This is a genomic window from Geomicrobium sp. JCM 19038 (assembly GCF_000698125.1).
Taxonomy (GTDB): domain Bacteria; phylum Bacillota; class Bacilli; order Bacillales; family Marinococcaceae; genus Geomicrobium_A.
This window is the reverse complement of sequence record NZ_BAXA01000019.1, coordinates 1-14,068: the sequence shown is the minus strand read 5'-3', so window position 1 is coordinate 14,068 and position 14,068 is coordinate 1. Positions and strand designations below refer to the sequence as shown.

The following is a 14,068-nucleotide window of genomic DNA, read 5'->3' as shown; positions in this document are numbered from 1 at the left end:
ATGCGGACCCATAGCTTCTAACGAGTGTTCTTATACAAAAAGAGACACCAGCAGATGAACTGCGGTGCCCCTTCTTTGTACGGCTGTTACTTCTGGTACTTGCTGGCTAATTGCTCTTCTGCCATTTGCACGGCGCGTTTGACCATGTTCCCGGCATCTCTTGACTTAATGCCGCCCCAACCTTCTCGTTGGACCGTATCATAAAAGCCTAGTTCTTTTGCAATTTCTTCTTTGAGTGCATCTGACATTATACTTCGATGACGGCTCAACGGAACCAGCTCCCTGTTTAAGCTTTACCGTACAACCTTTATGATGCTCTGCAGACAAAAAAATATAGCTGCCAGTCTTTACAGAACTAAGCAGCATAAGTAAGGTCAATCTATCATTCTCTGTTATATTACGCTAATTCTTGATCTTCGCAAACCGTAAGTTGTACGGTTTCCGTTAATACGTCCGTGTAACTGTAAGACACACGTTCTACTTTGTGTTTGTCTCGATCTAACTTCACAATAAATACTGAGGGGTACGTGCCTTCTAACATTCCTGAACGCTCCACAATCTTGCGGCGTCCGCCATTAGCTTTCAGTGTAATCCGCTTACCTACGTTCTCTTCAAGCGACTGCTTAATTTCTACTAACGTTTTACCCATCTTGTCACCCCACCTCACTAAGCTAATTTTATCACAAATCCAACAATTGGTCAATGAAATACAAAATATTAAAATTTTAACAGCCAGAAGTATAGGCTGTCAACCATTAATAATGTCGAATCTGAAGATTTCTCGTTAGGATGCCTCATTTTGGTAAGACTATACATGTATGTTTTAACGTGTCGTTTACTATGAATTGATTACGGAATACATGAAAACCTGTCGAACGAACGTTTACGACAGGTTTTCTCATTACAAATCATCTTGGTTCTTCAGAGGAATCCCTCGACGTAGAACTCCTTTTGTATCGATTCCACCAAGGCCATCTTCACCAGTAATCGTATTACGCAACACTTCGCTTAGCTGTACCCGGTCCAAAAATGGCGTCATACTAACACGCGATGCAATATATACAGGGTCCAGGGCATGAATATTCACTCTCGATGGAGAGCTTGCAAAGTTTGCCCCAGCACGAATTAACCCTTCGAAGTACGACTGACAAGCACCAGCAAAAATAATAAGATCATCTAAGTTCGGAATTGCCTTTCGTGCCTCTCGAACCGTTTGGGCAAACGCTTTGGAATGTCGGTACGCCTTTAAGTCTTTATCCGTTCCTTTAGAACGAGTAAACGCATCGTGCCCTGTAATGACTAGAATATCGGGTTGAACCATCTCTAGAAGAGAAGCAACTTGATGAGGCATATCTGTCTCACGCATGTGGGCGCCGTACACAGGAATTCCTAGCCGATCGTACATGGCTGTGCATTTTTGTAAATAAGAGGCGTCTCCATCCATATGCAAAACACGACCCTCATCTCAAAATATTGGGGATTCGGGGTCGTATACGCTGAAGACAATTCATATTCATTTTTTTCTCGCATTAGCCGATAATCTTGCCGAAACAATCGGTAACATTGCTCTTCTTTTTTCTTTTGCTCTTCTTCAAACTCCGTTCGTTCATCTTCATCTACTTTTTTCAAATCCGAGAGCGGGGCATCTGCAACAAGGCGTAGCTCCTCACCCTTCAGTTCAATGTTCGCCTCATCATCAACCGATGTAACGCGAAATAATACGTCCTCCCCATAGGAAATCCGTGTAACTAAATCGCCGACCTGTAGGGACATCGTGATTCCTCCTCTTATATCGTTACCTTATGCAACGATCCTTAGAGAGGTGAGGAGGTTCGTGCAATTTCCCAAGCATCTGCAAGCTTTGCAAACTCTTCAATTGATAACGACTCGGCTCTTCTCCCGCCGTCAATGCCTGACAATTCAAATGCTTGAGCAACCGCTTCTTTATTCCCAGACCACGACTGCAAATTATTACGAAGTGTTTTTCTCCTTTGTGTGAAGGAAGCACGAATCAGTTTAAAGAACGCATCTTCATTTTTTACTTGTACAGCTTTCTCACTTCGAATCGTGAACCGAATAATCGATGATTCAACATTCGGTTTGGGCACGAAAACATTGGCTGGTACGTGGCTAATTACTTCAGTTTCTGCATAATATTGTGTTGCAATGGATAAGGAACCATATGCTTTCGTAGAAGGCTTTGCTGCTAGGCGATCACCGACTTCTTTTTGAATCAATACCGTTAACGTCTTAATCGGCAAGCGCTCTTCTAGAAAGCGCATTAGAATTGGCGTTGTCACATAATAAGGCAAGTTCCCAGCTGCATAAACGTGTTCTACTGACTGGAAATCTTCGCTAAATACATGATTTAAATTGGCTTTTAGAAAGTCTTCATGACGAATCTCCACATTGTCATATTGCTTCAATGTCTCATCTAATACAGGTAATAAGCGTTGATCTATTTCATATGCGATGACTTTCTTAGCACGTTTTGCTAATTGTTCAGTTAACGCACCAATACCAGGACCGACTTCAATGACTCCATCTTCAGCAGTCATTCCCGTCGCATCAACGAACTTATGCAAAATATTAACGTCAGTCATAAAGTTTTGACCGAGGCTTTTTTTTGCTTTTAAATCAAACTGTTCAACAATCTCCCTCGTTCTTGAGGGCGTTGCAATGTCTTTCATCATTTAAGACCAACTTTCTTCGCAGCATCATAAAATTCACGCTTGGAAATTCTGAACTTGTGCATCCGTTTTAAAAACTGCTTACCGTTTGCATTACCAATACGCAGTTCATTTCCGATCAGCTCACGCCTGTTACGTGCTTCTGATCCTGCCATTAAACCGACTGCATGGATGTCTTCAAGCAAGACCGGATCATACTCGTCTAAGACGCTACCATCTCTCACATTTTGCAATGCTTCACGAATGACTTCTGGAGAAGCATGTTCAACACCGACACTCTTCTTGTTCGCAGAGATCGCTAGATGCTTCGGTATAAACGCATGTTTAGCAGAGGGTACTGCTTCTGTAACAATTCTACGAATACGCTCTCCTGGATAGTCAGGATCTGTTAAAACAATAATTCCTCGTCGTTCGTCTGCCAATTTGATTTGTTCAATCACATGCTTAGGAACTGATGAACCAATGGTTTCAATCGTTTCCGCATCAACTGCGCGCTTAATGGCTACCGTATCATCTCGGCCTTCAACGACAATGCATTCTTTAATCTTCATGATGAGATCCTAAATAACCGCTTCGCATTCTCTGTCGTTATTTCACTTAATTCTTCAAGAGTTAGCCCTTTCAACTCCGCTAATTGCTCCGCAATAATACGTACACGCGCAGGTTCATTTCGCTTTCCACGGTACGGGTGTGGAGACAAGAATGGACAATCCGTTTCAATGAGTAATCGATCAAGAGGAACGATCTTTGCTACTTCCTTTGGCAACTTCGCATTTTTAAACGTGACAGGTCCACCGAATGAAATGTGCATCCCTTGAGCTAAACATCGTTCTGCAGTTGCAACATCACCACTAAAGCAATGCATAATGCCTCCCGCTTCACCAACGCCTTCCTCTTCTAACAATGTTGCAATGTCTTCTTGAGCATCACGACCATGAATAACGAGTGGCAAATTCACTCGTTTATGAAGATCAATTTGGTCTTTAAACACACGTTTTTGAACGTCAGCTGGGGATTTATCCCAATGGTAATCAAGGCCTGTTTCACCAATTGCGACAACCTTATCATGAGTTGCAAGTGATTCAATCCACTCCAAGTCTTCTCGTTTCATATCAACACTATCCACTGGATGCCAGCCAATCGTTGCATACATGAATTCGTATCGGTCAATTAAATTCATTGCCTTTGTAATCGTCTCCCGATCAAACCCGACAACATTCATCCACTTAACTCCGGCTTCCTTGGCACGTTCAATGACTTCTTCAAGATCCTCATCAAACTGTTCAACATTTAAGTGTACATGTGTATCAAATAATTCAACCATTTTGTACTCCTTCTATATCGTAAAATGAGTCAAGTCCCATACGTTAGTATGGAACTTGACCGTTTTTGTTTAAGAAATTAGCGTACCATTCGGAAGATCACCATCAACGGTTACGACTTTTAACGTACCATCTGCTTTACCGGCAAGAATCATTCCTTCGGATTGCTCGCCTCGCAGTTTTACTGGCGTTAAGTTCGTTACACAAATAATCTTCTTGCCTGTAATTTCTTCAATTGAATAATCTTTTGCAATGCCAGATACAACTTGACGTTTTTCATCACCGAGATCCAGTTGCAATTTCAACAGTCGATCTGCCTTCTTCACGGGCTCGGCTTGAACGACTTCTGCAACACGTAGCTCAACTGCCTTGAAGTCATCAATCGTAATCAAATTTGCATCTTCTTCCTGCTCGTCATCATCTGCTTTTGGAGGAGCCATAAGCGCGCTAATGGACTCGACTTCTTTTTCAATTTCTAAACGAGGGAAAATAGGTGTTCCTTTTTCAATGACCTTTGAACCGCCTTTAAGCTGACCAAATTGTTGAATCGACTCCCACGTTTTTAGTTCTTCATCGTCCACGAAACCGATCTGTTCAGCGATTGCCGCTGGGGTTTTCGTAAAGAACGGTTGTAACATCACCGAAATATAGCGGAGTGACTCAGCAAGATGATACATCGCAGCTTGCAATTCCTCTGTTTGACCTTCTTTTACAAGCATCCATGGTTGCGTCTCATCGATATACTTGTTCGTACGGCTTACAAATTGCCAAATGGCTGTAAGCGATACTGAGAATTCCATTGACTCAATATGGGAACCGACTTTTTCAACGGTCGCTTCTGCCACGTCTAAGAGACTTGAATCGAAGCTCGTCCCGTCTTTAATGTACGCTGGGATTTCACCGTCAAAGTATTTATTAATCATAGCTACTGTACGATTTAATAAGTTCCCTAAGTCGTTTGCGAGGTCATAGTTAATTCGTTCAACAAAGGCTTCTGGTGTAAATACACCATCCGCGCCAAATGGCACTTCACGAAGCAAATAATAACGAACAGCATCAAGACCGTAACGCTCAATGAGTGCTTCTGGATAGATAACATTGCCTTTAGACTTCGACATCTTCTCGTTTTTCATTAATAAATGTCCATGACTAAATACTTTCTTCGGTAATGGCAAGTCCAAAGCCATCAACATGATCGGCCAATAAATCGTATGAAAACGAACAATCTCTTTACCTACGATATGAACGTCTGCTGGCCAATACTTGTTGTACTTTTCATTTTCATCAGTGCCGTAACCGAGTGCTGTAATGTAGTTCATGAGCGCATCAATCCATACGTACACAACATGCTCAGGGTCACTCTTAATTGGAACTCCCCAAGAAAAAGCTGTACGTGAAATGGCTAAGTCTTCAAGCCCTGGCTTAATAAAGTTATTAATCATCTCATTTTTACGAGCTTCTGGTTGGATAAAATCAGGATTTTCTTCATAAAAAGCGAGTAAGCGGTCCGCGTAACGACTCATTTTGAAGAAGTATGACTTCTCTTTAACAAGCTCAACAGGGTGACCGCTGTCAGGGCTCTTTCCACCGACAATCTTGCCGTTCTCTTTAATTGGATCCACGAGCTGCAATTCTGTGTAATACGTTTCGTCTGGCACGGAATACCAACCTTCGTATTCACTTAGATAAATGTCCCCTTGATCTTTAAGTTGCTCAACAACTTCTTGTACAGAACGTTTATGACGCTCTTCTGTCGTACGAATAAAGTCGTCATACGAAATGTCCAAGTCATCCCAAAGCTTCTTAATTCCAGCGACAATATCATCAACAAATTGAATTGGCGTTACACCGTTTTCTTCTGCTTTACGCTCAATCTTCTGACCATGCTCATCTGTCCCTGTTAAGAACATAACGTCATAACCTTTCAAGCGTTTGTAACGAGCGAGTGTATCCGCTGCAACCGTCGTGTAAGCATGTCCAATATGAAGCTTTCCACTTGGATAATAAATAGGTGTTGTTACATAGAACGTAGGTTTCAAAACAATCTGCTCCTTCCAATCTCTAATAAAAAAACCCCTCGCCCTTAATCGAAGGGACGAGAGGATTACTCACGTGGTACCACCCTGCTTCCTTCTTATCCATAGCATCGCCAGAACATACTCGTTCCTACACCTACTTCTAAGAAGCTCAACAGCACTAACATTAATCGTTAGCAACTTGTCATTAACGCTGACACACGTAATTCCCTTATGCACAATTACTGCACTCGAAAATTAAACCTCCAGGACCATATTCAACGACTCGTTTACGACCGGCTCCCAGCAACCCGGCTCTCTGAACATACGTGATCGTTTACTTATCCATTCATCAGTTTACATGATTATACAGACAAACTTAGTTAATAATTATAATTTATAAGTAGTGAAAAGTCAATGATAAACCCAGTGACGAGGAGCATACCCAGTAGTGAAAACGCGGAAAAAACCTGATATGACGCCCGTTTCCTTCATTTGAATTTTAAGATTATTATATTGACTTGATTTTACTATACTGGTATGATTGCACACATAGAGATAAAATGTGTCAAAAAATGACACGAATATACAGTACACTCAAGGAGGAGATTCTAAGCAATGAAATCAACTGGAATCGTAAGAAAGGTTGACGAGCTTGGTCGGGTAGTTATCCCCATAGAATTAAGAAGGACTTTAGATATTGCAGAGAAAGATGCACTAGAGATCTATGTAGACCACGACCGCATCATTTTAAAGAAATACAAACCGAATATGACTTGCCAAGTCACTGGAGAGGTGTCTGATGATAACATCTCCATTGCAGACGGTAAAATTATTCTTAGCCCAGAAGGCGCTAAAGAAGTAGTCGAATCTCTTCAAGGTTATTTATCACAATCGAACCAAAAAGCAACAACGGTTTAATTTAATACCTTCTATATACTTATTTCAACAACTAGGGCTACCTTGTCGATGCGACAGGTTGCCCTTTTCTTATTGCTGAAGTTCATGAAATGCTTTATAAATCTCGTTACGGCTAAGACCACGATCTTTTGCACACTGCTTGAGTGCTTTCTTATGATCGTCCCCTTGCTCTTCATAGTACTGGATATGCTCTTGTACCGAGTACGTTTGCCACCAAGCCTCTTCTTGACCATTACCTGTGCCGCCTTCAACGATAAAACAAAGTTCTCCACGCCATTCATGGTCAAGATCGATTAATTCAGTGATGGTTCCACGGTAAAACGACTCATACCGTTTCGTCACTTCACGCCCAATGACAATTTGACGATCTCCCCACACAACTTGCAACCGCTCAAGCGTTTGTTTCATTCGATGAGGTGATTCATAAAAGATCATTGGAACAGTAATAGCTTCCAGAGACTGTTGTACTTCTTCGATTTCTTTTTTCTTACGAGGTAAAAACCCGTGAAAGTAAAACCGCCCCCCTTCAAACCCTGAGGCAATCCACGTTGTTACTGCTGCGTTTGCACCTGGCAATGGGATAACGGTAATTCCTTCTTCAATACACTTTTGAACGAACCACTCCCCAGGATCAGACACGAGTGGGGTTCCTGCATCACTTACGAGTGCCAGGTTCTTTCCATCGTATAAGTCAGCCAACAACTGCTCTGAACGAGTTCGTTCGTTGTGCTCATGTAAACTAATCATTTTCGTCGTAATTTCAAAATGATTGAGCAGCTTCACAGTCTGACGAGTATCTTCCGCACAAATAAGATCGACTTCTTGTAGCGTTCTTACTGCGCGGTACGTCATATCTTCAAGATTGCCAATCGGTGTAGGAACCAGGTATAATGTGCCCGCTTGCATAAACGCCTCGCCTCCTCTCTTCAATGTATTGGAGCTTTTCTACACGAGAAAGCTGCTTTAAACGCCATTCCTCTTGTAACGCTTCACGCTTGGTTTCAAAGCCTTCCATATGGACAAGTGTAAACGGCCCTCGTCCTCTAGTATACTTTGCACCTTTTCCACTTTCATGTAACTGCAGTCTCTCCCACACGTTTCGTGCATATCCGGTGTAAAGCGTATTGTCCGCGCATTGAATCATATAGACGTAATGATCGGTCTGCTCTTTTTCATTGACACTACGCTCATACGTGACCTGCTGTCCGTTGTAAGACCTTTGAAAGGCATCGGTATGCTTTCCATCTTCACCGTATACGAAGATCGGCTCCTGTACAGTTAACCCTCGTTTGCCGCCTTTACTCGCTTCAAGCAATACGATATTCGCTTGTACACCGGCCTTTGGATGAACAAACTGAAGTCGTTTCGGTTCCAAATTCGCGCGCGTACACGCTTCAAATAAATCATGAATTCGCTCAGGACGAAAAACAAACGCTGCTTTGCCTTTGTCCTTTAATAGCGCTGAGGCTACTTGAGCAATGTCATAAATCGTGAGTTCAGTTTCATGCCTCGCTAACGTTAGCCGCTCGTTCTGATTTGTAAGAGACGAGTGATAATAAGGAGGGTTGCACGTGACAACATCAAAGCTTGCACGACCGAATGCCTCTATCGCTTCTTGTAGATCCCCACAATGCATTTGAATTTGATTTTTGCGATTGTTGAGCCTCATGCTTTTCTTAGCCATTTCTACAACATCGGGTTGGATTTCAATTCCTGTAATCGGCACCGTACTCCGCTCTGACATGACGAGAGGGATTACGCCATTTCCTGAACACAAATCAACCATTGTTCCTCTCGTTTTCTTAACTGAAACAAACTGTCCCAAAAGAATTGAATCAATAGAAAACGCCAAGCGTTCCCGACTTTGTATAATCTTCAATCGGTTTCTAAAAATATAATCGATCCGTTCTTCTTCATGCAATATCAAAAGCCTTCACCTTCAACCTGCGTTCACCAAAGAAAAAACCCGACACCTTGGTGACGGGCTTCTAAGCAAACCACGATTATTTTGCCTGGAAAAACGAAAGACAAAACAAGCAATCTCCATCTGTACGCAAGCTACCGTAGTGCAAGTTACAAATGTGAAAGCCTTCGTGATACAGCCTTGCTAAATTATCATAGCCTTCACCAGGTGGGACCGTATCTTGTTTGTCTTGATTCGAATGGTTAGCATGCTCGTCCTTTTGTTCATGGAGTTCTTCTGCTTCCATTCGTTCTCGCAACAGACGGTTCTCTGTTACTAATGCTTGATTCTCCTCAATTAGCGAAGCAAGCTGCTCTTTTAATTCACGGAGTTCTTCGTGAAAAGCAAGGAGCTTCTTTTCCATATGAATCACTTGTGAAAACATTTCTTTCTTCGCCACGTTCGTCTCCCACCCTCTTGTGGCAGCTTTAGCCGATTAATGAACCTTGCTCAATCAATTCTTCTAATGAGTACTCAACCGTTCGCTCTTCATCAAACAACTCGACTTGAACAAGTCTTTCAAGCATGTTCAAACCAACGACACGACCTTTGCCTTCTGAGGTCACAATCTTTTCACCGACATCAGGAAGTTCTTTCTTGGCTTGTTCATACTCATCATTCTCGTATTTCAGGCAACACATTAAACGACCACAAAGACCTGAGATTTTCGCTGGATTTAGCGATAAATTCTGATCTTTAGCCATCTTAATACTCACTGGTTCGAAATCGCCAAGAAACGTTGAGCAACAGAGAATTAACCCACACGGTCCTACACCACCGAGCATTTTAGCCTCGTCACGAACACCGATTTGCCTAAGTTCTATACGCGTTCGAAATACCGCCGCTAGATCCTTGACCAATTCTCGAAAGTCAATTCTTCCATCAGCAGTAAAGTAAAACAACACTTTGTTACGATCAAATGTATATTCAACACTAACAAGCTTCATGTCCAATTTATGTTCTCTAATCTTCTCTGAACATACATCTTGTGCATTCTGTGCCATCGTTTCGTTCTCAAGCACTCTAGCTGTATCTTCGTCTGTCGCAATCCTAAGTACTTTCTTTAATGGAAGGACAACATCTTCTTCTTCCACACTCTTGACACCTAGGACGACGACTCCATATTCAACACCTCGCGCGGTTTCAACAATGACTGAATCGCCAACTTGTATGTTGTGACCTGCTGGGGAAAAATAATAGATCTTTCCTGCTTTCTTGAAACGAACCCCAATCACTTGGTGCAATTATGATCCCTCCTGAATTCGGAACAAAAGACGCTCCATGATCAGTTGTGGGTTAACATTCGCGGACAAATATCGTTTCGCTTCTATAACAGCTTTCATATTTGCCGCAAGCATTAATTCTGAACGATGCAGACCCTCGGTGCGTAGTCGTTCCAACTGATCTGGATACGCAAGATCTTCTCTGTTCCACTTTGTATAAAGTACATCTCGGTACCAGAATAGGATAAGGTCTAGCCCCGTCTCAATATGGTTCCTATCTTTAAAATGGACGTGCCATTTTTCTTGTAAAAAAAGCCTTGCTTGACGAGGTCGTAATAAAACCTCTTCCGCCAATTGTATCACTACCTGGCGCCCGTGTACAATCCACGTTGACCGCTCTTCTTCAGGAATATCTGCTGGAATTTCACGAATCCTTGCTTTGATTGCTGCAAGCACTTCGGTTTCCCCTTCGTTTTGAAAAACTTTCTGTCGTTCAACTTCAGACAATGGGGCAAATGTTAACACTTGAGACCTCGATACGATCGTAGGTAACAAAAAATGTAAGTTTGACGTTATTAGAATTGCTAACGTCTCTCCTTCGGGTTCTTCAAGAAACGTAAGCAAGCTATTCGCCGCGCTTGCGGTCATTAAATCGGCTTCCTCAATGATGTAAACTTTTCGAACCGACTCCATTCCTTTGTACGTAAACTCTTTTTGAAGTCGTTCGACTTGATGCTTCTTAATCGATTGACCGTCAGGCTTAATCGATGTCACATCAGGGTGATTTCCAGATTCTACACGTCTGCAATCACTACACTCTCCACACGGCTTGTCAATCGCATCTTTTTGGCATAAAAAGGCACGACAAAGGAGCGAAGCCGCTGATACTTGCTCAGAACGATCTTCGCCTTCAAATATATATGCGTGAGGAAGCCGCTCTCTTACGACCGCATGTCGGAGCAACTTAGCAACGACAGGTTGCCTCGTTTGCAGTTGTTCCCATTTCATTGATGAGCGCCCTCCTCTTAATCATTAAAACTGTTCAAATTGATCGACGTCCAATACGAATACTGTTGCTCCACCAACTTGTACTTCTACCGGATAAGGAACATAAGAATCTGCATTGCCACCCATTGGAGAAACAGGTGCAACGAGCTGTTCACGACTTTCACAATTCTCTTTAATAATGTCTAATACGTCACTTACTTGTTCATCTTCAACTCCAATGAGGAACGTCGTATTCCCTGCCCGAAGAAATCCACCTGTTGACGCAAGTTTCGTAGCTCGATAATCGTTCTCTACAAGCGCTGTTGATAGTCGGTTGCTGTCTTTATCTTGAACAACGGATACAATTAATTTCACAGCCGTTTCCCCCTTTGCAATAGATCATTACGTATTTTTAACTGTCTTAATCATACTGGATGACGTCAACAAAAACTAGTCTCTGTTTTTATTGACGATAAAGTCCTCAATCACTTGAGTCACTTCTTCAATAACTGAACGAATAGGCGCTTCTGCATTTATGATACGATACCGTTCATTGTTTTGTGACGCAAGTTCAAGGTAAGCTTTTCTCACTGTTAAATGAAAATCAACCTTCTCATCATCTAAACGATTCGTCTCCCTTGCATTACCGTGAATCCTCGCTTGTCCAACTTCTACTGGTAAGTCAAAAAGCAAAGTGATGTCAGGCATTCTTCCTTGTATAGCAAAATCATTAATTTGTCGGACTTCTTCAACACCAATGCCACGTGCTGCACCTTGATACGCAATGCTACTGTCAACAAAGCGATCACAAAGAACAATCTTCCCGCCTTTCAAGCCTGGAAGTATACGCTCGATTAGATGTTGTCGTCTTGCAGCCGCAAACAACAATGCTTCCGTTCGTGCTTCAACTTCAATCGTTTGATCGTCTAACAAATAGTGCCGAATCTTCTCTGCAAGTGCGACACCACCAGGTTCTCGCGTTGTATCTACACAATGCCCCTTTTGTTGCAATTGTTCTGCAACCACTTGAAGGACTGTAGATTTCCCTGCTCCTTCGCCACCCTCAAATGTAATAAATAAACCTGATTGATTCATCGTTCACCTCTATTTACGAACAAGAACTTGTCCGTTTCTAACATGTTCTTCATTTTGTAACTTACCACCATGACTGACCCATTCTAATAAGTAACGCAATCGTTTAGCATCAATGGTTTCTCCAGCAATAAACAAAGGAATTCCAGGTGGATATGGAACAATGTTCTCTGCAATAATCTCACCTACTGAAACTTCCATTGAACATAACTTAACGTCATGATCAACCAAGAACGCTTTCTCAATTGTTGCACGTGTATACGTTGGATAATAAGGGATTTGACGTTTTTTTATCGCCACTCGTTGATCCGCATACGCATGAATGAGACGGTTTTTTAAATCCATCGCTTCTTCAGCTCCCAAGTGTAGAGGAAGAAAAAGTAAAACATAGTCATGGTCACTTAACTCAACATAAATTTGTTGTTTTTGAAGCACCTTTTCCCACTGTAAACCTGTAAGCTGTTCAGGTGCTCGTAATACGAGCTTTAAAGGGTCCTCATTTCGTACGTATGTATCTTTAGGAAGTCTTACCTTTAATTCATCATGAAACGCCCACAATCTCCTTGCAGCTCTTTAGAACCAACCTCTGCAACATAAGCTCTTGCAGCATCTAACGACGCCATAATCACATAAGATGGGCTGCTTGATTGAAAACGTCGTAACCACGGTCGAATTCTTTGCTCATCATCTTTGTTTCGTACGTGTAAATACGCACCCATCGTTAATGCTGGTAACGTTTTATGTGCCGATTGTACAACAACATCCGCACCTGCTTTCAAAGATGATAATGGAAACTGTTCATCACTATGTAAATGAGCGCCATGGGCTTCATCAACGAGGACTCTTTTGTTGTTCATTTTTGCATACTGAACAACACGTTCAATCTCGCCAACATTCCCAAAGTAGCTCGGTGATGAAAGAACAACAACCTCGGCCTCTTGATAAGCATCAATCGCTGCAGTGAGTGTTTGTAAAGACACACCTTTAGAAAGTCCCGTTTGCTCATCAAACGTAGGACTAACAAATACAACGTCGACACCAATCATCTCTAATCCATGTATGATTGATTGGTGTACGTCTCGTTGCACAATGACAGGAACCCTTGGAAGACAAAATGCTGACAACATCGCCAAATTCCCAACCGTAGAGCCTCCAACTAAAAACATTGACGCTCCCGTTTGATAATGCTCTGCCGTCAGCTTTTCTGCTTGCTGGATCACACCGATAGGTGCATGTAAATCATCAAACCCAGGCAACTCGGTTTGATCAAGCCTCATAATCGTCTCGTAATACTTTTGATAGGTCCTTGTGTTAACTTCCCATTTTTATGACCAGGCACATGCAAAGAAATCGGATCGATATTAGCATGTTGTACCAGATGATCAAGTAAAGGTGTAGACTTCGTATTCATCATTTCCTGGACATTCCCCTACAACGTTATCATTTTCATTATAACAAAGTTAGAAGTGAGCTCATTAATGAGTCAACAGCAGGTTCATCTTGCTTTTACGTAACTGTTCCACATACCATTGATAACTCGCATCTTCAATCTCTAACTCTACAATTGCTCTTTCACAGTCTTTGCAAAGCCACATGGACATTAAGTACATCCCTTGAACGGACTCATGTTTACAAACCCCGCACTCTTGTCTTGAAATCCTCATCTCCATCTCTCCCTTTACGACCGTATTCGATCTTAGTGTTTCCTAAATTCATAGAAATATACTTAGTCAAAGGTATGAGAGTGCTGTTTATAATAAAAAGACGTTAAATCAGAGCCCATTAATTTAGTCTATGGTTAAAAATCAATAAAAGTGCCTGTATAGATAATAAAAAGAAGCTCCCTTTAAAAAAA

The 14,068-nt window shown here is 42.0% G+C and carries 16 protein-coding genes, 2 pseudogenes and 1 other annotated feature; of the genes and pseudogenes, 1 reads left to right on the top strand and 17 read right to left on the bottom strand.

The features are described 5' to 3' along the window. Window positions 1-86: 86 nt before the first annotated feature. From JCM19038_RS17990 to metG, 7 genes and pseudogenes are all read right to left on the bottom strand, one after another. On the bottom strand, window positions 87-269 hold the full coding sequence (locus JCM19038_RS17990; RefSeq protein ID WP_081831894.1) for a small, acid-soluble spore protein, alpha/beta type: 183 nt from the start codon (window positions 267-269) through the stop codon (window positions 87-89). A 128-nt stretch (window positions 270-397) separates the two neighbouring features. Beyond that, a complete protein-coding gene (gene veg, locus JCM19038_RS17985) occupies window positions 398-649 on the bottom strand; it encodes a biofilm formation stimulator Veg (RefSeq protein ID WP_042360976.1) in 252 nt (83 codons plus the stop codon). A gap of 252 nt (window positions 650-901) precedes the next feature. Beyond that, a pseudogene (gene yabG / locus JCM19038_RS25630) lies at window positions 902-1,773 on the bottom strand (sporulation peptidase YabG). A gap of 41 nt (window positions 1,774-1,814) precedes the next feature. Next, window positions 1,815-2,690 carry a 16S rRNA (adenine(1518)-N(6)/adenine(1519)-N(6))-dimethyltransferase RsmA gene (gene rsmA, locus JCM19038_RS17975; protein WP_042420677.1) on the bottom strand — a complete coding sequence of 292 codons (876 nt, stop codon included), beginning with the start codon at window positions 2,688-2,690 and terminating at the stop codon, window positions 1,815-1,817. Next, entirely contained in the window at window positions 2,690-3,241 is a 552-nt protein-coding gene (gene rnmV / locus JCM19038_RS17970; RefSeq protein WP_042420623.1) for a ribonuclease M5, read from the bottom strand. Before rnmV ends, rsmA begins: the two co-directional genes overlap by 1 nt. Then, window positions 3,238-4,014 carry a TatD family hydrolase gene (locus JCM19038_RS17965; RefSeq protein ID WP_042420621.1) on the bottom strand — a complete coding sequence of 259 codons (777 nt, stop codon included), beginning with the start codon at window positions 4,012-4,014 and terminating at the stop codon, window positions 3,238-3,240. Before JCM19038_RS17965 ends, rnmV begins: the two co-directional genes overlap by 4 nt. Before the next feature lie 69 nt (window positions 4,015-4,083). After that, window positions 4,084-6,051, bottom strand: coding sequence for a methionine--tRNA ligase (gene metG, locus JCM19038_RS17960; protein WP_304412591.1), 1,968 nt, complete (start codon window positions 6,049-6,051; stop codon window positions 4,084-4,086). 49 nt (window positions 6,052-6,100) lie between these two features. After that, window positions 6,101-6,389 (bottom strand) — a binding site (T-box leader). Between the two features lie 256 nt (window positions 6,390-6,645). Here metG and JCM19038_RS17955 point away from each other — a divergent pair. Further along, entirely contained in the window at window positions 6,646-6,948 is a 303-nt protein-coding gene (locus JCM19038_RS17955; RefSeq protein WP_042360973.1) for an AbrB/MazE/SpoVT family DNA-binding domain-containing protein, read from the top strand. A gap of 69 nt (window positions 6,949-7,017) precedes the next feature. On the opposite strand, the gene rsmI is transcribed toward JCM19038_RS17955, so the two are convergent. From rsmI to JCM19038_RS17910, 10 genes and pseudogenes are all read right to left on the bottom strand, one after another. Continuing rightward, entirely contained in the window at window positions 7,018-7,854 is an 837-nt protein-coding gene (gene rsmI, locus JCM19038_RS17950; protein ID WP_042420617.1) for a 16S rRNA (cytidine(1402)-2'-O)-methyltransferase, read from the bottom strand. Next, entirely contained in the window at window positions 7,805-8,875 is a 1,071-nt protein-coding gene (locus JCM19038_RS17945) for a GIY-YIG nuclease family protein (protein WP_042420616.1), read from the bottom strand. Before JCM19038_RS17945 ends, rsmI begins: the two co-directional genes overlap by 50 nt. 76 nt (window positions 8,876-8,951) lie before the next feature. Further along, window positions 8,952-9,311 (bottom strand): DNA replication initiation control protein YabA, encoded by a 360-nt coding sequence (yabA, locus tag JCM19038_RS17940; protein WP_042420614.1) that lies wholly within the window; start codon window positions 9,309-9,311, stop codon window positions 8,952-8,954. Window positions 9,312-9,339: 28 nt separating this feature from the next. Next, on the bottom strand, window positions 9,340-10,155 hold the full coding sequence (locus tag JCM19038_RS17935; RefSeq protein ID WP_042420611.1) for a stage 0 sporulation family protein: 816 nt from the start codon (window positions 10,153-10,155) through the stop codon (window positions 9,340-9,342). Continuing rightward, window positions 10,156-11,142, bottom strand: a complete 987-nt coding sequence (holB, locus tag JCM19038_RS17930) for a DNA polymerase III subunit delta' (protein ID WP_042420609.1) — start codon at window positions 11,140-11,142, stop codon at window positions 10,156-10,158. Window positions 11,143-11,166: 24 nt separating this feature from the next. Beyond that, window positions 11,167-11,496: a cyclic-di-AMP receptor gene (locus JCM19038_RS17925; protein WP_042360968.1), complete on the bottom strand. Its 330-nt coding sequence runs from the start codon at window positions 11,494-11,496 to the stop codon at window positions 11,167-11,169. Window positions 11,497-11,571: 75 nt separating this feature from the next. Next, a complete protein-coding gene (gene tmk, locus JCM19038_RS17920) occupies window positions 11,572-12,216 on the bottom strand; it encodes a dTMP kinase (protein WP_042420608.1) in 645 nt (214 codons plus the stop codon). 9 nt (window positions 12,217-12,225) lie between these two features. Continuing rightward, window positions 12,226-12,771: a hypothetical protein gene (locus tag JCM19038_RS21365; protein WP_052361953.1), complete on the bottom strand. Its 546-nt coding sequence runs from the start codon at window positions 12,769-12,771 to the stop codon at window positions 12,226-12,228. Then, window positions 12,747-13,508 (bottom strand): annotated as a pseudogene (locus JCM19038_RS21360) (aminotransferase class I/II-fold pyridoxal phosphate-dependent enzyme); the annotation flags it as partial. The pseudogene JCM19038_RS21360 and the gene JCM19038_RS21365, both read right to left, overlap by 25 nt. Window positions 13,509-13,688: 180 nt before the next feature. Beyond that, a complete protein-coding gene (locus JCM19038_RS17910; RefSeq protein ID WP_052361949.1) occupies window positions 13,689-13,877 on the bottom strand; it encodes a sigma factor G inhibitor Gin in 189 nt (62 codons plus the stop codon). Between the last annotated feature and the right edge of the window lie 191 nt (window positions 13,878-14,068).

Excerpts from the sequence above, each read along its gene's own strand:
- veg (WP_042360976.1), bottom strand. The coding sequence starts at position 649 with ATGGGTAAAACGTTAGTAGAAATTAAGCAGTCGCTTGAAGAGAACGTA.
- rsmA (WP_042420677.1), bottom strand. The coding sequence starts at position 2,690 with ATGAAAGACATTGCAACGCCCTCAAGAACGAGGGAGATTGTTGAACAG.
- rnmV (WP_042420623.1), bottom strand. The coding sequence starts at position 3,241 with ATGAAGATTAAAGAATGCATTGTCGTTGAAGGCCGAGATGATACGGTA.
- JCM19038_RS17965 (WP_042420621.1), bottom strand. The coding sequence starts at position 4,014 with ATGGTTGAATTATTTGATACACATGTACACTTAAATGTTGAACAGTTT.
- JCM19038_RS17955 (WP_042360973.1), top strand. The coding sequence starts at position 6,646 with ATGAAATCAACTGGAATCGTAAGAAAGGTTGACGAGCTTGGTCGGGTA.
- rsmI (WP_042420617.1), bottom strand. The coding sequence starts at position 7,854 with ATGCAAGCGGGCACATTATACCTGGTTCCTACACCGATTGGCAATCTT.
- holB (WP_042420609.1), bottom strand. The coding sequence starts at position 11,142 with ATGAAATGGGAACAACTGCAAACGAGGCAACCTGTCGTTGCTAAGTTG.
- tmk (WP_042420608.1), bottom strand. The coding sequence starts at position 12,216 with ATGAATCAATCAGGTTTATTTATTACATTTGAGGGTGGCGAAGGAGCA.
- JCM19038_RS17910 (WP_052361949.1), bottom strand. The coding sequence starts at position 13,877 with ATGAGGATTTCAAGACAAGAGTGCGGGGTTTGTAAACATGAGTCCGTT.